The following is a 26,632-nucleotide window of genomic DNA, read 5'->3' as shown; positions in this document are numbered from 1 at the left end:
CTATTCTGGAGAAGGTGAATTATGAGGCGCTGGAGGAGGTGGAAAACTAGGCCAGGGTTCAGAATTTTTTCTCTGCGTTTCGGTCATTATATTTCTGTATATGTTATAGTATTTGTCATGGTCTTTTTGCTTTACAATAGGATACAGGCTTTTATTATTGGTGGCTTCTGCTTTTTCCATGGCAGAGTTAATTATCCTGGCCCAGGCATTATAGTCAGCTATTTGGTTTTTGGTGGCTGCTTGTTTTTCGGTTAATGTATCTGACATAAAACTGTGTTGGCTATCTTTAAGACCTGGGAATGGAAACTCAATAGATTGATTTTTCTGAGTTTGTGACATTCTTTTATATATTTCTAAGAATTTGCTTAAGCTGTGTTCGTCAACAATTGGCAATAATTTTGCGTTTCCGGAAAGTTGAGTTGTTTCACTATGTATCTTTTTAGCCCAGGCATTATAAGCCCCAACTTCTTTTTGGGTTGGAGGGTTTTGTTGTTTTTGAGCTGGTGCTGGCGGAGGTGGTGGTGGTACTTGCCCCGGTTTTAAATCACTTACTCTACCTAAATAAGGCCATGATTCATTATTATCTCTTTGTTCCTGGGTCATTGAATGGTAAAGATCTTGCATTCGTGAGGTATCATCTTTCCATGCAATCAAAGTATTATTTTTATCCATATAAGCTTTATGTTTTTTGGCGAGGCGATTATATTCTGGTATTTGCTCTTCTGCAAAAGATTTTCCGCTTGTTTCCTCGATTAACATATTCAATGCATTTTGTAGATTTTCTTCAGATTCAAATCTGTTGGTATCTATGCTAATGATACTTTTTTCATTGTATTTAAATCCTAAATCCATACCTGCATTAGGGTAATCTTTTAATTCTTCAATTACTTTTGGAGCAGAATATTCAGTGCCATTAATTAGAAATGTTTTATTATCATCTATTTTATTATTGACAAATGATACAATTTTCTGAGGTAAATTTTTGTTTGAAATTTCTTCAAGCTGGATTTCTTCCTTTCCACAACTTATAATGAGGAAAGTGAGGATTGGAATAACGGCCAGACTTCTTAATAGGCCATTGGCTTTTGAAGTGTTGGTTTTCATAATGTTAAATCTTTTTTTGATTATGGGGAAATGAAAGGTATTGGCCATGCTGTGCTGATAGCTGTTGGTAGCATGTTGTAATATGAGTTCCTGATATGTCATTGTATTAACCCCTTGTTGAATGACACTTCGGTCAGCCAGAAACTCATGGTTTAGTTTCATGCTATATCTGATGATATAGAATATGGGATTGAACCAAAAAAACACTAATAATAGTTCAATGAATACAATGTCAATGCTGTGTTTTTGATCCAGGTGTGCTTTCTCATGCTCAAGAACTACCTCAGGTATGAGATCCTTTTTATAAGTTTTTGCATTAACAAAAATGCGGTTAAAAAAAGAATGAGGAACAGTAATTTCCTGACGTAAAATCAATGGATAGATTTTGTATTGGCTGACTTCATCATCAGGTTTGATTGTAAATGAATAGAAGTTTTTCCCAAACCTCCAAAGCATGACAGCAACACCAATCAAATAAACAGCCATTAAGATGTATAAGCCATTGATTTCAAAATTTTGCGCTTCAATAGCAGCCTTGCCAGTACTTAAGTCAGCAATTTCGGCTATGCTAGTTTCCTGTATAGGGATCACAATGGTTTCTATCACGATAAATGGTATGATAGAAGAAATAAGGAGTGCACCGATGAGATAAAAGCGTTTCCAGTGATGCCATGAACTATTTTCTAAGGCAAGTTTATAAAACAGCCAAAGCACAAATAGACAAACTGATGAGTTGATCAGGAAATGTTCCATGCTTATTTATCTTTAATTTGCTGGTCTATAATTTTTCTGAGTTCTTCCAATTCAGTCTTGGTAAGCTCTGTCTCTTTGGTAAAGAAGGAAGCAAACTGAGAAGCACTGTCATTAAAGAAATTCTTTATTATTCCGTTGACATGCTTAGAAAAATAAGCAGATTTTTCTACCAGCGGGTAGTACTGTCGGCTTTTTCCAAAAAGGCTATACCCTACAAAGCCTTTGTCAGTCATACGCTTTAGGAGCGTTGCAATAGTCGTTGTTGCTGGTTTCGGCTCTGGATAGTCAGCAAGAAAATCTTTCATAAAGGCCTTTTCTCTTTTCCATAAATGGCTCATCAGTTCTTCTTCAGATTTTGATAACTTCATGTTCTACAGGATTAAAATTGTTTCTACAAATGTAGAATAATATTTTACATCTACAAGTGTAGAGCTAAATTAAATGATTTTAGTTATTTGAGCATCACGTCATGTTTTAATAAACAGGATCTCAAAACTATTCAGGATAAAGTGGAGCAGGAGGCCCTGAAAGTGGACTATTAGGTTAAATTTGTTACGGATTCAGCCTTATACCGAAAACCCAGTGTATGGATATTGAAAATTTTATTTACTGTCTCGAAGCCGTTCCTGATGCGGAGCAGGTGGAAACCACCGACGTGGTCGGCATACTGGAGCATATGGCTTTGACTCAGGAGATTTCGAGTATTTACAAAGCCTGCGATACGATTGAAGGCCTGGAGGAAAGCCTGAATTTTTTACTGTATGAGGATCATCATTTCCAGGATTACGAAATCATTTACCTGGTACTCCCCGGAGAGGCGAATAGCATTTTAATCAATGGGTATTATTACAGCATCGAAGAGATCGCCGAGCTTTTCGAAGGTCAAATGAAAGGCAAGGTCGTCCATTTTGCCAACCGGAAAATCCTGGACCTGACCGATGACGAGTGTCAGTATTTTCTGGATGTTACCGGGGCCCGGGCCATCTCGGGATACGGATTTCACTCCGAAAGCCTGTCCAGTGCTTATACCCTGGATCGTTTGTTTTTTAGCCTGTTTTATGAGAATGACGATCTCAGAGAAGTCGTTGAACAGATGTTTCAAAAGCAGTATAAGCTTTGTAAGCTGCTGGACTTTAGATTGTATTACTGAACAGCCTTTGTAAATCTAACCTGGATCTAAATCGTCGGCTTTGCAAGGCTGGCAGTAAACAAGCTTTGCGAAATGCTGAGGTGTAAAGGAGGTATGGATTTTTAAATTTTTCCATGCCGTAGTCATTTGCATCACATGAAGATGTGGTTTTTGCCTCGTTTATGGCATTTTGTGCTCTAATGTGCTCAGGATGTGACAGATATTTATTTATGTTTGTTAAAACATTAACACAATCTGGAATGAAAAAAGAACACACTTTAAAATCAATGATATTGGTATTAGGAATCTTCTTAACCACTACAATTTTTGCACAAACTACGCATACCATCACACTGACCTGTGATACGACCAATATTACCAGGGACAATGTAAATCAGGTGTGCAGTTTCGGGCAACAAGCCAATGTCTCCAATGTTGATTTCACAACCTATGTAAATGTAGGAGATGTCGTAGTCTGGGAAGGTCAGGCCAGCAATGCGGAAAGTTCCGTTGAATTACACTCGATTAATTATCAAGGCGGGCAAAATGTTTTTGACCAAAATGTCATCAACGATGTCGATGGGATTGTTACCGGGACAGTCGCGCAGGGTCAGCCGGGGGATGTCGAAAAATACAGTTTGAAATTTAGAGTTTACAGAAATGGCAGTCAGCTTCCGGGTATATTCGAAATTGATCCCCGCATAAGAATTCAGGAGTTCTGATCATAAAAAGTATAATACACAGATTTTGAATATAAAATCAAAAATACTAGTTGAATTTATAGCGTCATTCGTTCAAAAAGCCTTTATACTGGGCTTTTTTTTTATTGGACCCCTTTATTCTCAGAACCACCCGTCAGCTCTTGATAGTTTAGAACAGCTCTACAGCAGCGGTACTTTCGACCAAAACGATGAATTACGTCTGCTCAGAGAAATTATTAAAGAGCAAAGGGACCGGGAAAAAATAGAAAAGTATTGTGACCTGCTGATTGAAAAAGCCACAAAAGCGGATTCCACCCAGTATTTATTCACTGCAAACTTACAGAAGGGGAATGTTTATTTGAATAAAAGCGAACTTTCCAGAGCTTTAGAATACTATCAGATTGCTGCTAAACTGGCTAGTGATGCTGAAGAATTTGATCGGCTTGCCCTGACCAACATCACCATTGGGGGTGTGTATTCCGATATAGGAAGCTATGCGGTTTCCATTGATTATTATGAAGAGGGTCTAAGCCAGCTGAGAGACCTCATTAAAATGACCAGCGATACAACCGATTTGGTAAGATTCGAAAAATACCTGGCCGGTGCTTTGTTAAACGCCGGAGACGTGTATTTAAAATCGGGGGATTTTGAAAAAGCGCTTGGCTATTTTTACGAATCCAGTGGTTTATGTAAGAAAACAGACTATAGGCTGGGTTCGGCCTATAATCTTGGCAATATAGGCATGGTGTATGCCAAGCAAAACAAACCTAAAATGGCTGAAGCAAACCTTCAGGAAGCCATTAAAATCCTCGAAGAGGAAAAAGATTATTATCCGGTTTCTGTCTATCTGAATTACATTTCGGGAATTTACATGGACTTAGGGCAGCTTGAACTGGCTATAGACTATGCAAAACGCAGTTTAGATATCGCCATAACCTATGAGCTCAAAACTCAAATGAGTGAAGCCAATCTCCAGTTAGCTAAACTCTACGAGCAAACGGATGAACTTTCTAAATCTTTATTTCATTTTAAAAATTACATAGCCACTAAAGACAGCATAAACAACACAGCTACAATTCAAAAACTGGCCAATCAAAGAACTGAGTTTGAGGTCTCCCAAAAACAGTCTGAACTTGATCTGGAGATCCAAAAGCGTAAAAATGATAAAATTTTAACCTACGGGTTTTTAGGAGGTATGATTTTAGTTTCAGGTTTAGCGTTCGGATTATACCGAAGAACCAAATTCATCAGTAAAACCAATAAGCTCATCGATGAAGAAAAGAAAAGGTCCGATAACCTGCTTTTAAATATTTTACCCCGAGACACGGCGGATGAATTAAAAAAGTCTGGTAAAGTTGTAGCTAAAAAATATGAATCGGTTACGGTATTATTTACCGATTTTGAAGGCTTTACAGCCTACGCAGAAAACTCTCCGCCTGAAAAATTGGTTGAAAGTGTAGATCTGTATTTTTCTGAGTTTGATAAAATCATGGAAAAATACAATTTAGAGAAAATCAAAACCATCGGCGATTCTTATATGTGTGCGGCAGGACTGCCGGAACAAACAGAAAATCATGCCGAACTTATGGCCCAGGCCGCCCTGGATATTATAGATTTTGTAAATAAATCCAAGCAGGTACATGCGGTAAGTGACCTGAGATTTAAGGTGAGGGTGGGCATGCATACCGGCCCTGTGGTTGCCGGCGTTGTGGGAAAAAATAAATTTTCTTACGATATCTGGGGAGATACCGTCAATGTAGCTTCAAGAATAGAGTCCAGCTGCGAACCGGGAAAAATAAGTGTCTCTGAAGATACCTACAGTCTTATCAAGGATAAATACAGATTTGAAGACAGGGGTGAGATTTCTATTAAAAACAGGAGCCCGTTGAATATGTATTATCTGTATAAAAAATAATATCAAATATTACGATTATGGCACAGGATACTAATAATTACTGGGAACAATTAGAGCGCCTGGAAAAACTCATCAAAGCCTCTGAGCTTAAAGCAGGTATCCTCTTTTCTTTTCACAGTTTAATTCTGGGTCTGTTTGTAGACCGCATATCCAATTTTGAACGCATATTGACGGAGAATCCGGTGTTTATGGTCTTTGCTTTGCTATGGGTGGCCTGTGTGATCATATCTATTTACTACTGTTTCAAATGCTTTCAGCCTAATATGCAAATGAAGTACGATACCAATGTTTTCTTTTTTAGAGATGCAGCCCATGCCTTTAAAGATCCTGAAGAATTCGTGGAAGAAATCACTGCAGTCTGCGAAACCAACGAAGAGATTGTAAAGCAGTTAAGCCATCAGATCCATGCGGAAAGTGTTATCATTGACAAGAAATTCTACAATATCAAAAAAGCCATCAGGTTTTTTGTTTTGAGTTTTATTTTTGTGGTTCTGATGATGTCTCTCTGGGTATTGGTGGAGGTTATTGGGGTATTCTAGGCCTGCCGCCTGTTGAGTCCGGTTACATCCCTTACGCATCAGCGATAAGCAACAGAATACCCTCCCTGAAAGCGACTTTGAGAACTTAAAAAAAGCGCCTGTGCTTAGGTGCTGACTATAGCCTGGGGGTAAAGCTTATTCAATGGCTTCTATTTTTCCATTTGAAATCTTAAATCCAGTCTCCGGATTAGCCTTCAAAAGCTTCTCCCATTTTTCGAGTATGGGCTGCTCGAATTTAAAATCCCGGTATTCGTCCGGACTCATGATGGGGATACCCGAAATAACCGGGTAGATGCGTTTACAGCGTACACAGGATAAGATGCACTCCAGAACGTTGTCGTGTTCGTCTTTGGTAATGATTCTTGAATTCAAATCTGACTTGTCAAAAGGACAGCAAAGTTTATTGATGGTTTCTAATCTCATGGTGTTAAGTTTAAATGTTGACGGTATTCATCAATCCTAAGGTCTGGATGTTCTGCATTCATGATTCCTGAAATCACAGCAATACCATCGTATTTTAATTCATCTAATTGGTTAAGGTTTTTTGGCTGGATTCCACCAGCTAAAAAGAGCGGTTTGTTAAAAAGGGAGGAGGCTTCTTTGATGGTTTTTAAACTTACGATTTCGCAATCATCAGCGCTAGACGAGGGGAACATGGAGCAAAAAGAGATATAATCGGCCTCGTGTTCTGTAGCCCATCTTACCCGGCCTAAATCATTTCCGCAGGTGAGTCCTAGAATAAAATCTCTGTTGATTTGCTTTTTAATGCCGTCGGGGTTAGCAGGTATGCTATCAAAATGGACGCCGTCCAAGGCAGAGCTTTTCAAATATTCCCAGCGGTTATTGATCAATACCGGTGTTTTATACGGCGCGCAGACCGCGTAAATGTTCTGAATAAGCTGTTCAATGGCTTGTCCTTCCTCAAAGTGGTCCCAAATCTGGACTGCAGCAATCTGCTTGGGGAGAATGCGCTGCAATTTGTTCAGTAAAACCGCTTCGTCCATAGCCGGATCGATGACTACATAAATCCCCTGACCGATTGTGCTTTTATTCCTGTTCATTTCCAGCCTGCGTTTAATGCCTTGAAAAAAGCTTCCCAGTAAGGGTCTTTTTCCTTATAAATCAAGTCAGATGCCTGGCCTGCTGTGTTTAGTTTTATGCCTTTGGCCTGATCAGTGATTTGACCGACTTCGGTACAGGAGATATCCTTTTCTTTCAGTTTGCTTATAATCTTCTGAACTGCTTCTTTTTTACAGGTGATTATCATAGCGCCTGCGCCAATACATTCGGTGGCATCCAGTGAAAAGACTTCACAAACCCGGGACTGGGTTTCGCTTACCGGAAGCTGATCTTTGTAAACGATAGCACCATTAGCTGAGGCGACAGCCAGTTCATATATTGCTCCTAAAACACCACCCTCGGTCACATCGTGCATAGCGGTTACTCCCTGCTCCAGGTCTAAACTCGTCGCTAACAGCGCCTCCTCCAAAACGGAGATCTCATAAAACAAATCACAGGCTTTATGGTAATGTTCGGCTCCTGCTTCATTTTTTACGGTTTCGGGAAAGCTTCTGGCCAGAAGCGCTACAGAGGAGATAGCGCAGCCCTTCGTCACTAAAATGGCGTCACCGGGTTCTGCCAGTGTTGAGGTCAGCATCTGATTTTGGTCTGCGATGGTCACCAGGGTCCCGCCGCCGGCGATGGTTGAATTTTGTCCTTCAATAAACCCCGTGTGTCCGCCTGTAATGGCAATTCCAAGCTTTGAGCAGTACTGGTGAAAATAATCCCAGTAGGTCTGAAAGTCTTTTTTAGAAAACTCGGCTGGAAGGTTGAGTACAATTTGACCATACATGGGTGCAAATCCGGTTGTAGCGATATCATTGGCCACCAGGTTAACCGAAAGCCTTGCAGATTCACTTAACCCGAGGGAGGGTATGAGTGAAAGCGGATCGCTGGCCATGGCCATGGCCTGACCATTGGCCAGATTGATAATGGATACATCTACGCCAAACTGGGGTCCGGCAGTAACCTCCGGACGTTTCTTTCCGCATTTGCCCAAAAAGGATTCCTTAAAAAATTCATGTGATATTTTTCCCGACTGCTCACTCATAAGGCATCCTTAAACTGAACATACAATCCAAAAAAATCTCCAAGCGGTACATTCCATTTTTGAACCGGGAACCATTTCGGAAGTCCGGTAGTCGTCCACTCAATGCTATACTCCCTCCCTTTTAGGGCTTCATCGATGACTTTCGTCAGTGTTTGAGGCGTGTAAAACGTAGCGGTCACATAAAATTCATTTTTCCCAAAGAGCTGCTGGGTTCTGCGTCTGATCAGTTTGGGTGTGTTTCGGTTCATCATACCCATAATGATACCGTGTCTGCCCACCCGGGCAGCCTCACGAATCACTTTTACGGGATCTTTATAGTATTCGAATGTGGTGATAAAGGCCAGGGCATCGAAGGTATTGTCCTTGAACGGCAAATAATGGGAATCTGCCATCACCAGGTCACCGTCAAAACGGTGTAAAGCCTGGGATAACATAAAGGGCGAAATATCTCCCCCGGTCGCTTCAATGCCGATATCCTTCCACCATCGGGTAAAGCGGGTTGTCCCGCAGCCAAATTCGAGTAAGGTGTTGACGCGCTTGTCTTTGGAAATAAGCTCTTCCAGGATTTTTTTCTGCCAGACTTCGGCACGTTTATATGGGCCCTCGTAATACTCTTCGTAGGTGTCGGTGTATTTTCTGTTGAAAAACCACTCCGATCTGCCCTGCCAGGTTTGTGTGGTTTCGGGTATGAGTTGCTGGTTTACTTTCTTTATTTCCACGGTCTAATTGTTTTAAAAGAGTCTTTTGGAAAGCCGAACGACCGGTTCGATGGAATAGAAAGTATTCTAAGTCTACATCCCTACGTTGGCATTATCCAAATCAGGTTTCGGGTATATTCTCAGCCCTGACCTCTCAGAGCACCCCGTGTATTAATGCTCCAAAGCTATAAAAATAATTTGAAGTGCAGGTTTTATCTCTGCAAAACATTTTTTAGTACAGGCCGGGGTTTGTTTGTTTTTACCTAAAACAGACTATTCGTCTGATGATGGCGATTAACCGGTTGTCAGTATCCACAAAAAAACCTGTCTTACGCGGAGGTAAAACAGGCTTTTTCAGCTAATTCAAAACAGGTAAAAAGGTTTTATTCTAATTGGTATTTAACATGACGGGGGCTTTACCATCCGTAATGATAATCTTGGCATTTGGGGATCGGCTTAACTCCCGAAAAGCTTCAATGCTTTGGTATTGGATAAGCATAGGGGAGAGGCCTTCGTTTATGATAGCCTGGGCATCCCTTATCCCTGTTGCTTCCGCCCGTTTTCGTTCAGCTTCCTTTATTTCCCGCTGTACTATAAATTCCATTTCCTGGAATTGCTGTTCAGCTCTTAGTTTGTCTTCAATCGCAGAGGATAGTCTTGCAGGCAGGTTTATACTTTTCAATAAGACAGCCTGAATTTCAAAGCCTTTCTCTTTTAAAATAGCATTCATGTTATCCTGAATCGCATTTTCAATTTCATTTCTCTTGCGGCTGTGCATATCTTTAGCAAAATACTTAGCAGAGATATTGGCAGAAGAGGACCTTAAGGTGTTGATCAGTACATCACGCTCAAAGTTTTTACCTATGTCTTTGATGATGATAGGAGCCTTGTCCTTTTCGATGCTGTAAAGTACAGAAACCTCAGATACGATAGTCAATCCCTCCTTGGAGGGAAGAAGTAGGGTCTGTTCTACATTGTTTGTTCTTACAAGCACTTTGACAAAGGTGGTGGTCAGGGGATTAAAAAATCTCACCCCTTCCTCAACAGGTTTTTCACTCAGTTTACCAAGGCGTTGCCTTACACCAACTTCACCTGGTCTTATGACCGCACAACTGCTTAAAAAAGCAGCGGCCAGTGCCATGCTTAAAATAGCTTTTAGTTTCATAAATTTTTTTAATAAAAATATAAACTTAGAGGGAATGATTAATGATAATAATTCAATATTTAAGTAATATTTATGAGTTATTTTTATTGATTTAATCTAAAAAATATATTATTAATAATATATATAAATATTTTTAATGATATTTTAAATTAAGACTAGAAGAATTCTTTATGCTAAACCGATGCATGCAGGCTGATTTTTAGAACCAATTGTAATTTAATAACAGGAGATCCTGTGTTTTGCAAAGGGCAAAGTTGCCCCGGTTAAAACACCAAAACAGACAGGCGCGCGTATTTGAAGATCTTGGCTTAGGAAGTGCTAAGAGTAAATATAGAAGAGTATTGCTGTCCTGTCCGCCTAAGGCGGACTAAAAAGTGAAAAGCTGCAACGGTGATGAGACAGCTTTCATTTTTTGTTTTTAATATACTCTAAAGGAGGGAACTATATACCTCTAAAAAAACCTTTAGTTACTAAATTCGAAGTCTGTTGCCAAATCCAATCCGTCGGCTACAATATTAAAAATTTCAGTGTTTTGAGTTTCGCTTATCACGATGACCCCTTCTGCGTTTTTATTTGCGCCAAGCATGATTTCATCGGTGACTCCGGCAAACCATACGGAGGGATCAAAGGTGATTTCTGCAAGGGCAGATTGTCCTTCAGCAATGACAACAGTCCCTTCTCTTTCTACTTCAAAGGTTTCTCCAGAATTGAATTCGAATCGAACAGGATGCATTTCAGCATCGGGTGCCGTGTAAGTACCGTTAATAACAACCGATGGTTCATCAGTCTCATCATAAAGCTCAACTTCAACTTCTACGGCCTGGTAGGTTCCCGTAGGAATGTTAATAGACCTTATGTCTGGAGAAGGAATTCCGGTGGCAAAGTCAATCCTCACCGCGCCTTCAAGTTCAAATTCTACCGAGGTAGAGTCATTTTCAGTTTCAGCCTCATATTCCAGTGCGGATAAGGTGATAAATCCATCGCTAAAGAGAAAACTACCTGTAGCTACTGCTGATGTAGTTGTCATGGTTTTTGATTCGGCTACAGCATCAAAAGGGGCTACAACCGTATTAAAATTGACAGATAACTTAGGAGAGTTGGAAGAATCCTCATCGCTGCAGGCAAAAATACTGACCAATAAGGTAAGCGCTACTAATTTTGAAAATAAATGTTTCATTGTGTTTAGGGTTTAAGTTTTTATTGTACTTGTGTACTAGATAAACAACTGACTCGTGTTTTACCCTAGTATTTTAAAAACAAAATTTGTAGAAGATAATACAGCCTAATGGCCAGAGGCTGAATCTGATTTGCTTTACTTAAATTTTGATTTCCTCTGTAAGCAGGCCCGGCTAATCAAAACTATTCAGCGTGAGTGCTTTGCCATGCGGATCTTAGTGTTGAATTGGTTTTCAGATTTTGTGTTAGCGTCAGGACACTTATTTCTTTCGGTTTCTCATTCGTTTTGGTCCATACCATAGCCAGAAGCCGGTAACTGTAAAGCCGAGCAGGGATACGCCCATGATGGAGCTGTAAATCAATTTAAATACACTGCTGTTTGTCCCCAAAAAATCATCGATGATGGAGCCGTCATGAATATTTTCAATCCAGTCTGATCGTCGCTGACCAATATTGAGAACCTTTCCCGTGGCGCCATCAAGCTGTATACTCCAGTGGTGATCTTCAAAGACGAATTTGAGCATCCCCTTGTCCGGGCGGGCGTCTATTCTATTCATTTTGGTAGATAAATGAGGGTTAACCGAGTCGAGTAAGGTCTTATGGGCAATAGTCTGAAGGGAATCTATAGGGAGCCACCGGACGAGTTCAGAAGAGGTTCCGCGATGTGTTTCGGGTAAAATATAGCCGCCACTGTTCTTTTTCCAGCCCAGCAGCAGACCCGATAACGAAACCACTAAAAAAAAGATGAAAAGACTAGTGCCAAGCCAGCGATGAATTTTTCGGGTAGTTCGTAAGATGGAGGCTTGTTTTTTTCTTTTCATAAGCGATGATTTATCAGGCAAAAATACATGTTGTACTTTAGTTTTGGACTACTGTTTAAAACAGAGGTTTAATCCTTCAATAAAATGTCTGCCGGGACTGATCACTTCTGAAGTCTATGTTCCGGATTTGTATCCGGTTAAACTAATCATACCATCAAATACCTTTTTGTTTTTGAGCGTTTTCAAGGGATACTTTTTTATCCAGGTTAACTGTCGGCCGGCCTGTACATCTGTGTTCACGGATTTTATAAAATACCCGCATTTATAATTTTGACTTATCCTAGGCGAAGTTTGGAGAACTCAGGAGGACAAAACTTTAATTTCGAATGATTTATACATTTGTTGTAATTATATTTGATTTAATTCTTAAAAAAGTGCAAACCTATGAAACCTATTTCAACCTTATTTTTACTTTTTATTTGTTTAGCTTGGCTTAGTCCAACGGAGGCTGATGCACAGCACAGAAACCGAAACGACAATAAGACGATTAGCTTTGACGAATCTCTTTATAAAGATGCCATCAAATGGAGGAATATTGGACCATTCCGCGGGGGGCGTTCATCTGCCGTTACGGGTGTATCGGGTGAGCCTAATTTGTTTTACTTCGGATCTTCCGGGGGTGGAGTCTGGCGTACCCAGGATGGCGGTCAAACCTGGGCAAACATTTCGGACGGCTATTTTGGCGGTTCCATAGGTGCAGTCGCTGTTTCTGAGTGGGATCCTAACGTGATCTATGTGGGTGGCGGTGAAAAAACCGTTCGTGGTAATGTGTCCTATGGTTACGGGGTCTGGAAATCTGTAGACGCCGGTAAAACCTGGAAGCAGATGGGATTAGAAAATTCTCGTCATATTTCCCGAATCCGCATTCATCCTAAAAATCCGGATATAGTCTATGCTGCTGTCATGGGCGATTTATATAAATCTTCTGAAGAACGCGGGGTTTACCGCAGTAAGGATGGGGGTGAGACCTGGGAGCGAATCTTATTTGCCAATGCCAATGCTGGCGCTGCGGATTTAACATTTGACCCGACCAATCCCAGAATTCTTTATGCTTCCACATGGAGAATCAGAAGAACGCCTTATAGCCTGGAGAGTGGAGGCGAAGGTTCTGACTTATGGAAAAGCACGGATGCCGGAGATACCTGGAAAAAACTTTCAGATAACGAAGGCATGGCCAAAGGGACTTTAGGTATCATAGGTGTTGCCGTTTCTCCGGCAAATCCCGAGCGCGTTTGGGCTATCGTGGAAGCTGATGAAGGCGGCGTGTTTCGTTCTGATAACGGGGGTAAAACCTGGAAACGCATTAACCAAAGCCGCGCCCTGCGTCAGCGTGCCTGGTATTATTCCCGTATCTATGCCGATCCACAGGATGAAAATGGGGTCTATGTGGTTAATGTCAATTACCATCATTCTACGGATGGAGGGAAAACATTTACATCTTCCGTGGCCCCTCACGGGGACCACCACGATATGTGGATTGCCCCGGAAGACCCAAGTCGCATGATAATGGGGGACGATGGCGGTGCTCAGGTGTCTTTTGATGGTGGAGCTAACTGGAGTACTTACCATAATCAACCCACGGCTCAATTTTACCGGGTTACCACAGATAACGCCTTCCCTTACCGGATTTATGCCGCACAGCAGGACAATTCCACGGTGAGAATTGCGCACAGGACCACCGGAAGTTCTATCGGTGAAGACGACTGGGAGCCTACTGCCGGGGGAGAGAGTGCTCACATAGCGCCAGACCCTGAAAATCCTGAAATCGTTTACGGCGGAAGTTACGGAGGCTATTTAACGGAATATAATCATGACAACGATGAGGTAAGGGCAGTCAATGTCTGGCCGGACAATCCGATGGGCTATGGAGCAGAAGGTATGAAATACCGTTTCCAGTGGAATTTCCCTATTTTCTTTTCCCCACATAACCCCGACAAGCTCTATACGGCTTCCAATCACCTGCACGTGAGTACAGATGGCGGTGCATCCTGGGATCTTATAAGTCCGGACCTCACCCGCGATGATCCCACAAAACTAAAATCTTCCGGAGGGCCTATAACGCAGGACAATACAGGTGTTGAATATTACTGTACCATTTTCGCTGCGGTAGAATCTCCTTATGAAGAAGACCTTATCTGGACAGGCTCTGATGATGGCTTACTGCATGTGACCAAAGATGGAGGTAAAACCTGGGAGAATGTGACTCCTAAGGGCATGCCCGAGTGGATGATGTTCAACAGCATCGATCCCGATCCGTTCACAGAAGGAGGGGCCTATGTGGCGGGTACGCGTTACAAACTTGGTGACTACAGGCCTTATCTTTATAAAACTGAAGACTACGGTAAAACCTGGAAGAAAATTACGGATGGCATTGATGAAGGGCATTTTACACGTGTGGTGAGAGCTGACCCGAAACGCAAAGGTTTGCTATATGCAGGTACAGAGACCGGCATGTATATATCCTTTGATGACGGGGAAAGCTGGTCTCCTTTCCAAATGAATTTACCACAGGTGCCTGTAACGGATTTAACTATAAAAGAGGATAACCTGATTGCTGCTACACAGGGACGAAGCCTCTGGTTGATTGATGACTTAACGCCTTTGCATCAGCTTAGTGATGAAGTCGCCCGCAGGGATTTCTATTTGTATCAGCCTATGCCAAGCTATCGAATGGATGGCGGTGCAGGCAGGCCTTCCAAGACTGTAGGCGAGAATCATCCAGGTGGGGTCATGGTGTCCTATCACTTAAAGGCACTCACAGATTCAACTCGTGTGCGCTTAGAATTTATGGATGCTAACGAGCAACTCATTCGTGCATATGACACTCAACCCGATAAAAACAAGAAAGAAGTGGCTTTAGAGGATATTAAAAAGGGTGGTAACCGGTTTGTTTGGGATATGCGCTATCAGCCTGCCTCAGACTTTGAAGGTATGATTCTCTGGTGGGCCAGTATGCAGGGACCTAAGGCTATGCCGGGAATCTACAAGGTCAAGATAACTGTAGATGGTGAGTCTTCAGAACGCGAATTCGAAATTCTGAAAAATCCAAAAGCCTCCATGTCGATTGCTGATATGCAGGCTAAATTTGATTTTTTAATGCAGGTCAGCAGTAAAGTCACTGAAGCGCATGAAGCTATTGCTGATATGCGTTCTGCTAAAGCTCAAATTGAAGAAGTCTCCGATCGATTAAAGTCGGATCAAAATATGAAAGGGCTGGTGGAGAAAGCTAAGGAAATCAACGAAAAGATCACAGAGGTCGAGAAGGCCTTGTATCAGACGAAAAACAGCAGCCGTCAGGATCCGCTTAATTATCCGATTAAGCTAACGAATAAGCTGGCCCACCTGAATTCTTTGGAAGGCATGAGCGATCATGCGCCAACTTCTCAGAGTGTGGCTTTCAGAAAGGAAGTAACCTCTAAAATTGATGCCGAACTGGCCAGGTGGCAAAACATCCGGCAGAATGCTATTCCTGAATTCAATGCGATGGTAAAGCAAAAGTCGGTTGATGCAGTCATACTGGAGTCCTCATCAGAATAAGATCAATCAACTAAGTAAACTAAACACCCCCTGAAACAAAGTTTCAGGGGGTGTTTAGTTTAAAGCCTGAAACCTGGCCAGGTTTGACAAGCTTATGGTATCCTTCACGCTGAGTTAATCTCATGTGGATAGGAATTTTAAAAGTCGGGGTTTTCCTATGTGTATCTGAATACCCTGGGGATTCACTTCTTAGCTTTTTTCTTCCATTTTCTAACGGATGGAGAACTGACGTACCAGAGTAAAAAACCACTGAGTACCGTAATTAAGCCAAGAAGAGAAAACACCCTTAACACCCAGGAATTAAAATTATCCCTCCCCTGATAATCCATGGTATGCGTCATCCATAGGAAATCAAACCAGCGCCAATCCCTATGCCTCAGGGTCTGGAAAGCCCCGTCTTTAACAGATACATAGGCTTTGATATGTTCCGGAGTCTGGTAGGATATAACATAAGCAGGCAAAGGTCTGCCTCTGTATTCGCTGTGACTTCCCGCCTCTTCGATTCGCTCGATGTGTTCCGGTTTCAAATCTTCTAGCATATAGCGCTGTGCGATGAGTAAAGCATCTTCTTCTGAAATTTCTTTTTGAAGGCTTCCTGTCCCGGCATCAAAAAGCTGAGCTTCATTAACCCAGTAGTAAGGCTTTCCTGCAATTTCTCTGAGTTCTAAGGATGAAACCGGCATTTCCGTTGCAAGCTCAGAAGGACTGACCAGATTTTCAAAAGCAGATGCACTAACGGATTCTTTTTTAAAGTGATCTCCATGAATCTCATCAATGTCAGTCCAGCTGAAATACATTCCGCTTATGGTCCACATCAAAAACTGTATACCCAGGAAAATACCCAGATACCTATGTGCTTTCCTTATTTTTAAGGCTGTTTTTCTTTTGATCATTTCAGTCTTAGATTACTTTAAAGGGAATTTGAATGCTTTGGTTCTCCCAGGACATGCGTATCATCCCGGTATCATCCCCTGTTTGTTCAATCGTATAGGTGAGATGCTCCGTAAGACTATCATTTTTTGATGGTTCTGCTTTTACGCGCAATACATCCTGGTCTTTGTTATACTCATCTTTTCCATGTTGATCCCAGTGCGTGTTGAAAATAAGCGTCCATGCGTTCTCCTGAGATGGAATCACAAAAAAACCATATTTACCTGCTTCTAAGAGCTTCCCCTCAATTTCCAAATCTTTATCGGTTTCTATCCAGGTGGCCCTATGTGCACCAGCCTGCCAAACTTCATCGTAGGCCAGCAGACCTCCGAAGATCATTCTGTTTCTTACTCCGGGAGATGAGTAATCTATATGAATATGGGCGCCGTCAATGACTGCCATTTCTGAAGTATGCGGGCTCAGTGTTTTTTTGGTCTCCGTCTCAGAAACCTTCACCTCATGCTCATGATCCGAGGATCGGTCGTTTTTATTTTCATGCTTACAGGAGATACTGATTAAAAAAATACAAATAACAAGTGCTATTTTTTTCATAGATATTTAAAATTAGGTTTGGTTTAAGGTTTGAAAAGTGAGTTTAAGGCGATTAAAAAAAGATCAGACTTTTTTATTTATAGCCTTGGCGACTCTGTTGATGATAAGTAATAATAAGGTAGCTGTGACTGAAAGGACATACTGTTCCAGGGCTACGGCTATCCCAATACCAGCCGAAAACAGGACGGTGGCCGCAGTGGTAAGATAATACACCCTGCTTTCTGCATTGGCTTTTAAAATAGTACCCGCGCCTATAAAGCTAATGCCCAGAATGATGGCTTCAATAATACGTGTGGGGTCCGGCTGGATAACGTTCTGAAGCCCGCTTTGCATGTAATTCTCAACCAGGACTTTTCCAAGCGACAGAATGAGGGCCGAGGATCCTCCTACGATCATATTGGTTCTAAAACCTGCAGGCTTATCTTTGGCTTCTCTTTCCAGGCCAATAAAGCCAGTCAGTATCGCTGCGATCGACACATTCATCAGGATCAGTAACTCTCCACTCCAGTTTACGTCAGGCATAATAAAACGGTTTTCGTTTCAGGTTTATGATTTAGGCCAAAAAGTTTTGCTTAAGTCTTTGTACCGAATATAAGGATTACGAATTAATATTCTCGTTGTAAAAGCCTGCAAAATACGAAAAGTTTAATTTTTTAAATGCAAAAAGACTGCTTCATACCTCTCCAATACAAAAAGGGATACTTTGAAAAAGCAATAAGCGTCTCAAGGCCCGTTAGGTATATTCGGGAATTTTACCGACTACGCCGCTATAAAACCGCTGGAAGTTTTGTAAATCTTTTTCATAGTTCCCCGTGGTGTAAAAAGGCTCTGAAATTTTGACGGTTTTGGTAGAGTAATCGAAGGCGACCGCAGTGATAGGGACGTTTGCCTGGTGAGCGATATAGTAAAATCCACTTTTCCACCGGTCTACCTTTTTTCTGGTCCCTTCCGGAGCAATCGCGAGACGGAATTCCTCTTTGGAGTTGAAGAGTTCAACGATTTGTTCAACCTTATTTTGCTTGGAAGCCCTCTCGATAGGTTCGCCGCCCATCCATTTGAAATACCAGCCAAAAGGAGAGTCAAAGAGTTCCTTTTTGGCAACATAGTGTATGGGAACATTAACGATTTTTCGGGTTAAGGCTCCTATATAGAAATCGTGCCAGCTGGTATGTGGCGAAACCGTAACCACGGTTTTCCTGACTTTTTTATCAAACTCACCTTCGATAGACCAGCCTAAGAGCGATTGAAATATACATTTAGCTAAACCCATTTGGTCCGGGTCATTGTGATCGTGATATTCATAATTATGTAAGAGAGAGCTTGATTAAGACTTCAGGTTTTGAATTTTCGAGGTAAAAATAAGACTTAGACCGCTTATAAACACGAATTCTATAATTCAATACATGTTATTAAATCCTAAAAGCTTTTTGTTTTCAGCGCACAGACTTTAATTTCTTTTAAATTGCTTTCAAAAGTAAAATGAGACCATACCTAAGACATGCAGAAAACGCTTATTAATTTTAAGTTTATCGCACACTACGATCGGACTCCACGCTGGTCTTGTTCAATGCCGGCAGGTGTAAAAAAAAACGCAGTGACTCCGCACATTCTAATTTTATCAAGGTTTTTTCTTTAGTCGACAATAGATCAGTATGAGAAATTATAAAAATAAATACTTTGATATATCCAAGCCAGTATTTATTCCATCTGCTTTAATCACCCTGATTTTTGTAAGCCTCACCATCATTTTCGATGAGCAGGCTGAAACAGGATTCTCAATCTTCAGGGGATATATGTCAGAACATTTTGGGTGGTTCATCACCATAGCCATAAACTATTTTTTGTTTTTCGTGATCTACCTGGCTTTTAGCAAATTTGGGAACATAAGAATAGGGGGGGAAGATGCCCGTCCTGATTTTAGCAAGTTTTCGTGGATTGCCATGTTGTTTTCCGCAGGCATGGGGATTGGCCTGGTTTATTTCAGTGTAGCCGAACCCATGTTGCATTTCAGCAATCCCATACAGGAGGGACTCAGCGGAGTACAAAAATCGAAGCTGGCGATGAAACACACCTTTTTTCACTATGGATTTCATGTCTGGGGGATTTATACCTTACTGGGGATGGCTTTGGCTTATTTCACCTTCAATAAAAAAGCAGCTTTATCGATAAAATCTACTCTAAAACCGCTTTTTGGAAAGTATATGAACTCTTTTGCGGGCTATGCCATCGATGTTATTGCCGTCCTGGCCACTTTGTTTGGTTTAGCCACAACACTGGGTTTTGGGGCGGTTCAGTTTTCATCGGGAATATCAGAATTATCGGGCCTGTCCAGTACAATTAACCTCCAGGTTTTATCTATTGCCGGAATTACGCTGATAGCCACCCTTTCTGTACTTTCAGGATTAAACAAAGGTTTGAAATACCTGAGCAACCTGAATATAGTTATTGCTTTGCTGCTCTTATTTTTTGTTTTGGCAGCAGGTTCAACGGTCTTTCTGCTTGATGGCTTCGTAGAGAGTCTGGGTCTTTATATGACCGATTTTTTTGAAATAAGCACCTACAGAAATCAGTACGGGGAAGAAGGAAAATGGTTTAAATCCTGGTCGATGTTTTATTGGGTGTGGTGGATTTCCTGGTCCCCATTTGTGGGGACCTTTATCGCCAGAATTTCCAAAGGCAGGACGCTTAGAGACATCGCTATGTATGGCCTGGTGGTGCCTTCCTTATTTTCGATGCTCTGGATGTCCGTATTAGGCGGCACAGCCATAGACATGCAACTCAATACCGGTATAGATTTAGCTCAAATCGTCTCTGATGACAGTTCTCTGGGCCTGTTCAAAATGTTAGAACACCTGCCATATTATAAGATTACTGCCGTACTGAGTGTTTTTCTGGTGGCTACTTTTTTTATAACTTCTTCGGATAGCGGTTCTCTGGTTGTTGACTTTATGACCTCCGGAGGCAAATTGGATGCTCCAAAAGGACAAAAGGTATTCTGGGCTTTTATGGAAGGAGCCATAGCTATTGCCCTGCTGGTTGGAGGTGGCTTGTCTGCTCTACAGTCGGCTTCCATCTCCACGGGATTCCCGTTTGCAATAATCCTGTTTTTTGTGAGTTTGTCTTTGCTTAAAAGCCTTAAAAAAGATGATCAGTTGAACACGGGTAAATGAGACTGGAGCTCTCAACTTAGGATTTAGTAGTTGATAGGAATAGACAGTTTCAGATCTCCGCCGGTATATAAAAATTGAGCTTCAGAAAACGAGGGCGCACTCATTTTAACTTCTGCACCACTGGAAAACCCGTAGCCTTCGGTAGGAATTCCAAATAGATTGGAATCGAGTTCGCCGTTGAGGTTTTCATCATGGATAACAACAATGGCATAGGTTCCGGGTTTGATATCTGAAAATTTAAAACTGGCCTCTTTTCCTTCGATTTGTGTGGTCATGACCTTATATCCCATCTTCATGAATTTATCCGGAAATCCTTCTTTGGATTCAAAAATAGCACAGGCGATAATCCCGGTACTGTTATCTATATTCTGAATTTTGACATGAATTGAAGGGCATGTGGTCTGGGAGAAACTTTTGGTAGGCCATAGCATGGAAAAGACGGCCAGTCCTAAAACCAGACTTGAAAAATTCAAAGAAATTCGAGCTATTTTTGACTTTTGGTTTTTTTTAAAAAAAGAGGAAAGTGATTTATGAGACATTTTGATGCGTTTTACTTAAAGTTATCATTTTTTGATGTTATAATGAAAAAATAAGGAGTTTTTTAAGGTTAACGTTAATTTTGAATATTGTTTTTGAGATGAGTTTATCTTTATACTTCCTAAAACTTGACGGATAGACTTGAATACGAATGTTCATCTTGTTTTGTTAGTCATTTGTGTTGAAGTAAAGGATCTAAATTAAATTTAAAATGATATCTAAGGATCAGCAGTACTGGATGCATAAAGCCATGGAACATGCAAAGTTAGGCCACACTCCCTTTGGTGCGGTGATCGTCACTGAAGAGCAGCAGTCTGTAGAAGCTTACAACACCACAAAACAGGACGGACCTGTGGCGCATGCCGAAATCAATGTGATTCAGCAATTGAAACGTTTAAAGTATACCTATGCCAGGACTCTGACGCTTTATTCTACCGTAGAGCCTTGCCCCATGTGTATGAGTGCGATACTTTGGGCCGGGATCGGAAAAGTGGTGTATGGCGCCTCCATTGCAGATGCTTCTGCATTCGGGCATCAAATCCATATTTCCTGTGAGGAAGTCGCTCAAAAATCCTGGTATAGCATTGCTTTGATTTCCGGTGTTGAGCGGGAGAAATGTCTGGAGCTTTTCGAATACTGATACTACATCCGAGATTAATTATAAACTCAGGAACTGTCAGGCTGATTTTAAGTTAGTTTGCCTAAAATAAATGCTTTTAAGATGTAGTGAAGCAACGGGTATCCTAAGTCCAGGTGAGGAGCGACGCTGGCAGAGTTTTAAAATTTCTTTTAATCGATAAAAACCCATTCCCTGTAACAGGCGGGTTGTTTAAAAAATACTAACTTTTCAAAAAAAATATCATGAAAACACTTGCATATACAGTTCTTGCCTTATGTTTACTGACCTGCAGTACACAACATAACGATTTTAATACACCTTCTATGTCAGAGTATACAGGGCTTTTGCAGGCTCAGGGCATTACCAGCTACCAATACGGAACGCATACACTTCAAACGAAGGATTCCCTGTATGCTTTAATGAGTGAGAGGGTAGACTTAGATGACTATATAGGTAAGACAATTACTTTAACTGCAGAACCCATTGAGGGATATCCTGTGGATGGGGGGCCAGACTATTTGAAGGTTATAGGGGTCAAATAAAAAATAGTAGCTGAGGCGCGATTGTATCGCGAGGAACCTTGACCTGGAGTGTAACAACTTTCGTGGAGATGGTTTACTTATAAATCATCAAGCTAAGTCTGAAATCACCAATTCTTTTATGCCAACGCGCGATACAATCGCACGTGAACTCGCGAAACAGTACCCAGGCTGCAGAGCCGGTCGAGGTATATCCTGTGGATGGAGGGCCAGACTATTTGAAGGTTATGGGTCAAATAAAAAAGAGTAGCTGAGGCGCGATTGTAACGCGAGGAATATTGACCTGGAGTGCAACAAGTTTCGTGGATAGATGGTTTACTTATAAGTCAACAAGCTAAGTTTGAAATCACCAATTATTTTGTGCCAACGTGCGATACAATCGCGCGTGAACTCGTGAAACAGTGACACTGGCTGCAGAGCCTGTCGAGGTATATCCTGTGGATGGAGGGCTAGACTTATTTAAATGTAATCGTTATAAAATAAAAAAGAGCCGACAGAATCGGCTCTTATGAAAGTGTAATATAATTTTTTGATTAGTGAGTGATGATAGCATCAGCAGTGCCATCAGGATCACCGTTTACTGTACCGCTTGTACTTGCAGCACCCAGTAATAATACACCGGCAGCATGTGGCGTTGCCATGGAAGTACCGCTAATGGTGTTGTAAGCTCCGTCTTTCCAGGTGGATTTAACTGAAACTCCTGGTGCGCAGTAATCTACTGGCGGATTTCCAAAGTTGGAGAAGCTGGCCCAGTTGTCACCCTGACTCATCGCGGAAATTGTATAAATATTAGTTCCGTTCACTCGAGCAGGAGATACATTATTAGCATCCTGTGCTTCATTTCCGGCCGCAAGCATAAAATTAATTCCTTGCTGAGCAGCAGCTTTAATAGCATCTTCAAGGGCTACAGAGACAGGTCCCCCCAGACTCATGTTGGCAACATCACCAGCAGAGCCATTGGCAGCAACGTGATCTACGCCGGCAATCACACCAGAATAAGAACCCGATCCTCTGGAGTCCAGTACTTTTACAGGGACCACAGTTGCTCCAGGAGCAACACCAATAACCCCAACAGAGTTATTTAAAGCTGCGATGGTTCCGGCGACGTGTGTACCGTGACCGTTTCCATCATCCGTAGATTTTCCATCTCTTCCAGAAGTGAAGGCATTGTATCCGCGAGAGGCGTCTACATTTAAATCCGGATGATCTAAATCGATACCAGAATCTAATACCCAGGCTACATTGGTTCCGGTATAACCGGTTGCACCATTGACCCGTGTAATTCCCCAAGGGGTTTCCTGAGAAGACGTGTCTCCGCCGCCACCATCATCAACCGGATCGGTTGGATCACAAGGCCCTCCGTTTGGAGTCCCGCAAGGCGGAGCAAATTGAACAATTCGATCCTGTTCAACATAGCTCACTCGCTTGTCTTTTCTTAAAAGATCGGCTTGTGTTTCTGTTAATTTTAAAGTAGCTCCGGCAATAGATCTTGCGTAAACATTTACAGGCTCTAGAGTTGCTGAAGATTTGCTTTCAGACAGTATCGTTTGTAAAAGGTCTAAAACATTTCCGCGAGCATCTTCACTGGTTAGAGAAGCGTTTTTCTCTGTTAGATTGCCATTAAGAACAACGATATATTGTCCGGGAATAAACTGTGATTCCCCAACAGTATTTGCCGAATCAAAACTGTCTAGTTCCTTAATGTTTTGCAGACTATCAGAATCCACCTCCTCAGAACAGGAAAATAAGCTTAATGCAAAGGTCGCAAACAGTAGAAATTTGAAATTAAAATAATGTTTCATAAAATAAATTTAAGTTAGTATTAAGATAAAAGTAGCAATTTATCAATACTGGCCAAATTAATTCTGTATTCATTTTTTAATTCAGTTTAAGAAAACTCTTGTATTTAAAGTGGAGATGCCTGATTTGCAAAGAATTAAGGCCTTTTCTTTAAATATGTTAAAATCTGAAATTTTTAAAACTTATTTCCTAAAAATATTGAGGCAGTGATAATTCCTGAGATGAAACAAATTTCACAAAAGCGTATCGCTACATTTATCCTTATGAATTCTGTGTGGCTTTTGCTGTTCTCTTACAAATTCAGCAAATTCTGGTCTCAGCCCGATATACAGCTACCGCTATAGTTTTAACAAGGTCTCATAAGGCATTCAGGGGATGAAAATAAATTCAAGGTTTATTCATTCAAACACTGAAAACTTCCAATGGGGCTTCCATCCGGGATTGCTGGTGAAGGAATCACCTTAAACTCTTCGGGGTCTTCCATAAATTTTTCAATGCGGTAAGTCATTTCTTTTGAAACCTCGGAATCAGTTTTACTGAAGCTGTTTTTCAACTCACCTAAGGTTTCGTTGGCCAGAGCTTTGACTTGCGGAATACTTCTTTTGCTAGCTGAAAGATTCATCACATGTTTTAATACATTGAAATTAATGCTGTTCTGGACTTCATTCAGGTAATCAGATTTGTGTTTTTTTTCGAATGTGTGTTCCACCAACTCTCGCAGGACTTGTTCCAGGCTTACACTGGAATCCTCCAGAGCGTTCTGTTGTATCAACCGGTTGGCCCGCTCTGGATGTAGCAATAAGCCTAAGCTCATATCACTTGCAGTAGCGGCAGCGCCAAGGGCATCAAAACTGACACCTGTATTGCTTTTGAAAGATTCGCGGCTTCTGGCATAACCAAAAGCTCGCGGAGGGAACAGGTCTAGAATAGGCTTTGGAATCGCCAAAGTTTCAGCGTGAAGAGTTCTGAGAACGGTACTCAGGGCTTTCTCCTGTTCTAGTCTTGGAATCATCTCTACAGGCTTTAAGTCACTTCCCTTGGTGGCGTAGTTGTAATTTAAGCCGCCTATGAGTTTGACACTGGCTTCGGTTTGATAGCGATGGAAAAAATACAAAGGCACAAACACATCTTCTAAAACTGAATAGGCTTCTCCTGTCTTGATATTGTCTTCAGAGAAATTGGAAATGGCTTTTTGACGAAGTTCCAAAATACGGTTTAATTCTTCAGAAGCGTTTTTTGCATTATCCCACAAATGGGCGTAAGCATGCGCTCCTCCCTGAGGACGTGCATCGGCATCGCTGATAAATTGTAAACCCGCATCTTGGGCCTGTTTTAAAACAGAATTCAGGTATTCTTTTTCGGTCTGTTCAGTATTGCTCTCGCCGTAACTGTAAGCCACAGTCACTTTGTCCCATGGACCAATGTCCGTATCATAGGCTTCGGAGAAGTCGATTTGATTTTGTTCCAGTTTTAAATTGGGGTGGGGGTAATCCATCACGCTGGCATCTGCATTGGTGCTGGCTGCAAAGTTATGGGCAAAACCAAGGGTATGCCCGACTTCGTGAGCAGACAGCTGACGAATTCTGGCCAAAGCCATGTCCAGCATGGGTTCGTAATTGTCATCTGAAGTGGCAAAAGGGCGGTTCATCAAGGCCTGGGCGATCATGAAATCCTGGCGAATCCTGAGGCTTCCTAAACTCACGTGGCCTTTCAAAATTTCACCGGTTCGTGGATCCACTACACTCGCGCCATAACTCCAGCCGCGAGTGGAACGGTGTACCCACTGAATCATGTTATACCTCAAATCCATGGGATCGGCCTCGGCAGGAAGCATCTTCACCTGGAAAGCATTCCTATACCCTATGGCTTCAAAGGCCTGGTCCCACCACCGGGCACCTTCCAGCAGAGCGGATCTGACAGGCTCCGGAGTTCCCGGGTCTAAGTAATAAATAATTGGCTCTTTGGCTTCGCTAACTTTGGCTTTAGGGTTCTTTTTTTCCAGGCGATGCCGTATGATGTAGCGTTTGGTCAAGGGCTCAAAGATGGGAGTTGCATAATCCTGATAGGAAATAAAATTGGCTCCGCTTCGAGTATCAAATTCGCGTTTTTGATACCCATCATCGGGCAGCTGCACGAAGCTGTGGTGTTGGGTGACTGTCAGGTTGGAAGCATCTGGAGCAACCGAGCGGATGTTTCTGCCTTCAGCATCACCGGTAAAAGTGAGCAGGGCTTCAAATTCTGTGTTTTTTGGAAAGGTTTTGGTCCGTTGCATCGCCAAGGCGCTTTTGCTTTGGTCTACTTTATAAGTGCCTTGTTTTTGTTGCTTTAATTGTTTAGAAATTCCGTAAGCATCTCGCATCATAAAGGGCGTAAAGTCGATCAGGAATGCCTTTTCGCTTTCGTCTATGATTTCAAAACCAAACAACACCGATTTGGCAAAAGCCTGTTCGACGCTTCGACGTTCCAGCGCATTGTCGGTATTGGCTCTATAATCCTGATTGGGCTGCATCAGTAACAGCTTATTTCCCGCACGCTGAAACTTGACGATGGCGGTCTTGCCCAGCTTACCGCGGTCCAAACCAATATCGTTGGAGCCCAGACCACTGGTCAGTGAATTCACATAGATAAACTCCTGGTCAAGCCGGTCTACCTGCAGGTAAATTTTATCCTCTTCCTGGGAATACCAAAAATCAAAAAAACCCTCTTCTTTAGTGAGCATTTCTTTGTCTTTTAAAGTGTCGAAAGTTTGTGCACCTGCTATGGTGGTGATGAATAAAAAGGTAATTCCAATAAGTCTTTTCATGGTACAAGGGCTAAAAGAAATAAGTTTGCACCGA

General features: G+C 41.8%; 24 protein-coding genes and 1 riboswitch. Of the genes, 8 read left to right on the top strand and 16 right to left on the bottom strand.

Annotated features, from left to right (window positions below):
- Both BLP81_RS05645 and BLP81_RS05640 read right to left on the bottom strand, forming a co-directional pair.
- Positions 1-1,857, bottom strand: a complete 1,857-nt coding sequence (locus BLP81_RS05645) for a M56 family metallopeptidase (RefSeq protein WP_093366822.1) — start codon at positions 1,855-1,857, stop codon at positions 1-3.
- A 2-nt stretch (positions 1,858-1,859) separates the two neighbouring features.
- Complete coding sequence (locus tag BLP81_RS05640) at positions 1,860-2,225, bottom strand: BlaI/MecI/CopY family transcriptional regulator (RefSeq protein ID WP_093366819.1); 366 nt, start codon at positions 2,223-2,225, stop codon at positions 1,860-1,862.
- 218 nt (positions 2,226-2,443) lie between these two features.
- On the opposite strand from BLP81_RS05640, the gene BLP81_RS05635 reads away from it, so the two are divergent.
- From BLP81_RS05635 to BLP81_RS05620, 4 genes are all read left to right on the top strand, one after another.
- Complete coding sequence (locus BLP81_RS05635; protein WP_093366816.1) at positions 2,444-3,007, top strand: DUF6642 family protein; 564 nt, start codon at positions 2,444-2,446, stop codon at positions 3,005-3,007.
- A gap of 239 nt (positions 3,008-3,246) precedes the next feature.
- Positions 3,247-3,708, top strand: a complete 462-nt coding sequence (locus tag BLP81_RS05630; RefSeq protein WP_143002815.1) for a hypothetical protein — start codon at positions 3,247-3,249, stop codon at positions 3,706-3,708.
- A gap of 25 nt (positions 3,709-3,733) precedes the next feature.
- On the top strand, positions 3,734-5,602 hold the full coding sequence (locus BLP81_RS05625) for an adenylate/guanylate cyclase domain-containing protein (protein ID WP_093366810.1): 1,869 nt from the start codon (positions 3,734-3,736) through the stop codon (positions 5,600-5,602).
- A 17-nt stretch (positions 5,603-5,619) separates the two neighbouring features.
- Positions 5,620-6,141, top strand: coding sequence for a Pycsar system effector family protein (locus BLP81_RS05620; protein WP_093366807.1), 522 nt, complete (start codon positions 5,620-5,622; stop codon positions 6,139-6,141).
- 135 nt (positions 6,142-6,276) lie between these two features.
- Here BLP81_RS05620 and BLP81_RS05615 read toward each other — a convergent pair whose 3' ends face one another.
- From BLP81_RS05615 to BLP81_RS05585, 7 genes are all read right to left on the bottom strand, one after another.
- Entirely contained in the window at positions 6,277-6,564 is a 288-nt protein-coding gene (locus BLP81_RS05615; RefSeq protein ID WP_093366804.1) for a Trm112 family protein, read from the bottom strand.
- Positions 6,561-7,202 carry a thiamine phosphate synthase gene (locus tag BLP81_RS05610; protein WP_093366801.1) on the bottom strand — a complete coding sequence of 214 codons (642 nt, stop codon included), beginning with the start codon at positions 7,200-7,202 and terminating at the stop codon, positions 6,561-6,563. Before BLP81_RS05610 ends, BLP81_RS05615 begins: the two co-directional genes overlap by 4 nt.
- A complete protein-coding gene (locus BLP81_RS05605; protein WP_093366798.1) occupies positions 7,199-8,251 on the bottom strand; it encodes an AIR synthase family protein in 1,053 nt (350 codons plus the stop codon). The genes BLP81_RS05610 and BLP81_RS05605 overlap by 4 nt, the downstream gene beginning before the upstream one ends.
- Positions 8,248-8,970: a class I SAM-dependent methyltransferase gene (locus tag BLP81_RS05600; protein WP_093366795.1), complete on the bottom strand. Its 723-nt coding sequence runs from the start codon at positions 8,968-8,970 to the stop codon at positions 8,248-8,250. Before BLP81_RS05600 ends, BLP81_RS05605 begins: the two co-directional genes overlap by 4 nt.
- 60 nt (positions 8,971-9,030) lie before the next feature.
- Positions 9,031-9,126, bottom strand: a riboswitch (TPP riboswitch).
- Between the two features lie 211 nt (positions 9,127-9,337).
- On the bottom strand, positions 9,338-10,114 hold the full coding sequence (locus BLP81_RS05595) for a prohibitin family protein (protein WP_093366792.1): 777 nt from the start codon (positions 10,112-10,114) through the stop codon (positions 9,338-9,340).
- A 463-nt stretch (positions 10,115-10,577) separates the two neighbouring features.
- A complete protein-coding gene (locus BLP81_RS05590) occupies positions 10,578-11,291 on the bottom strand; it encodes a hypothetical protein (RefSeq protein WP_093366790.1) in 714 nt (237 codons plus the stop codon).
- Positions 11,292-11,550: 259 nt separating this feature from the next.
- Complete coding sequence (locus tag BLP81_RS05585) at positions 11,551-12,111, bottom strand: PepSY domain-containing protein (RefSeq protein ID WP_093366787.1); 561 nt, start codon at positions 12,109-12,111, stop codon at positions 11,551-11,553.
- Between the two features lie 384 nt (positions 12,112-12,495).
- Here BLP81_RS05585 and BLP81_RS05580 point away from each other — a divergent pair, with 384 nt between their 5' ends.
- Entirely contained in the window at positions 12,496-15,648 is a 3,153-nt protein-coding gene (locus BLP81_RS05580; RefSeq protein WP_093366783.1) for a WD40/YVTN/BNR-like repeat-containing protein, read from the top strand.
- A gap of 182 nt (positions 15,649-15,830) precedes the next feature.
- Here BLP81_RS05580 and BLP81_RS05575 read toward each other — a convergent pair whose 3' ends face one another.
- The 4 genes from BLP81_RS05575 to BLP81_RS05560 all read right to left on the bottom strand — a co-directional run bounded on the left by BLP81_RS05575 (position 15,831) and on the right by BLP81_RS05560 (position 18,400).
- The gene (locus BLP81_RS05575) at positions 15,831-16,541 is read right to left on the bottom strand and encodes a PepSY domain-containing protein (RefSeq protein WP_093366780.1); all 711 of its coding nucleotides are present in this window, start codon (positions 16,539-16,541) and stop codon (positions 15,831-15,833) included.
- Between the two features lie 7 nt (positions 16,542-16,548).
- Positions 16,549-17,130, bottom strand: a complete 582-nt coding sequence (locus BLP81_RS05570) for a DUF2911 domain-containing protein (protein WP_093366777.1) — start codon at positions 17,128-17,130, stop codon at positions 16,549-16,551.
- 63 nt (positions 17,131-17,193) lie between these two features.
- A complete protein-coding gene (locus BLP81_RS05565; protein ID WP_093366773.1) occupies positions 17,194-17,652 on the bottom strand; it encodes an MgtC/SapB family protein in 459 nt (152 codons plus the stop codon).
- 211 nt (positions 17,653-17,863) lie between these two features.
- On the bottom strand, positions 17,864-18,400 hold the full coding sequence (locus BLP81_RS05560) for a 1-acyl-sn-glycerol-3-phosphate acyltransferase (RefSeq protein ID WP_093366770.1): 537 nt from the start codon (positions 18,398-18,400) through the stop codon (positions 17,864-17,866).
- Between the two features lie 382 nt (positions 18,401-18,782).
- Between BLP81_RS05560 and BLP81_RS05555 the strand changes: the two genes are divergently transcribed.
- A complete protein-coding gene (locus BLP81_RS05555; protein ID WP_093366768.1) occupies positions 18,783-20,300 on the top strand; it encodes a BCCT family transporter in 1,518 nt (505 codons plus the stop codon).
- A gap of 23 nt (positions 20,301-20,323) precedes the next feature.
- Here the strand turns inward: BLP81_RS05555 and BLP81_RS05550 are convergent, their stop codons facing one another.
- Positions 20,324-20,839: a DUF2141 domain-containing protein gene (locus BLP81_RS05550; RefSeq protein ID WP_093366765.1), complete on the bottom strand. Its 516-nt coding sequence runs from the start codon at positions 20,837-20,839 to the stop codon at positions 20,324-20,326.
- A 209-nt stretch (positions 20,840-21,048) separates the two neighbouring features.
- Here BLP81_RS05550 and BLP81_RS05545 point away from each other — a divergent pair, with 209 nt between their 5' ends.
- Positions 21,049-21,477 (top strand): nucleoside deaminase, encoded by a 429-nt coding sequence (locus tag BLP81_RS05545; protein ID WP_093366762.1) that lies wholly within the window; start codon positions 21,049-21,051, stop codon positions 21,475-21,477.
- 221 nt (positions 21,478-21,698) lie between these two features.
- Positions 21,699-21,998, top strand: a complete 300-nt coding sequence (locus BLP81_RS05540; protein WP_143002814.1) for a hypothetical protein — start codon at positions 21,699-21,701, stop codon at positions 21,996-21,998.
- 530 nt (positions 21,999-22,528) lie between these two features.
- Here the strand turns inward: BLP81_RS05540 and BLP81_RS05535 are convergent.
- Both BLP81_RS05535 and BLP81_RS05530 read right to left on the bottom strand, forming a co-directional pair.
- A complete protein-coding gene (locus BLP81_RS05535; protein WP_093366755.1) occupies positions 22,529-23,797 on the bottom strand; it encodes a S8 family peptidase in 1,269 nt (422 codons plus the stop codon).
- Positions 23,798-24,189: 392 nt separating this feature from the next.
- Positions 24,190-26,598 carry a zinc-dependent metalloprotease gene (locus tag BLP81_RS05530; RefSeq protein ID WP_093366752.1) on the bottom strand — a complete coding sequence of 803 codons (2,409 nt, stop codon included), beginning with the start codon at positions 26,596-26,598 and terminating at the stop codon, positions 24,190-24,192.
- Positions 26,599-26,632: the final 34 nt, after the last annotated feature.

This window comes from Psychroflexus sediminis (genome assembly GCF_900099815.1).
Classification (GTDB): domain Bacteria; phylum Bacteroidota; class Bacteroidia; order Flavobacteriales; family Flavobacteriaceae; genus Psychroflexus; species Psychroflexus sediminis.
Note: the sequence above shows the minus strand (reverse complement) of the source record. Positions and strands in the feature narration are given on the sequence as shown.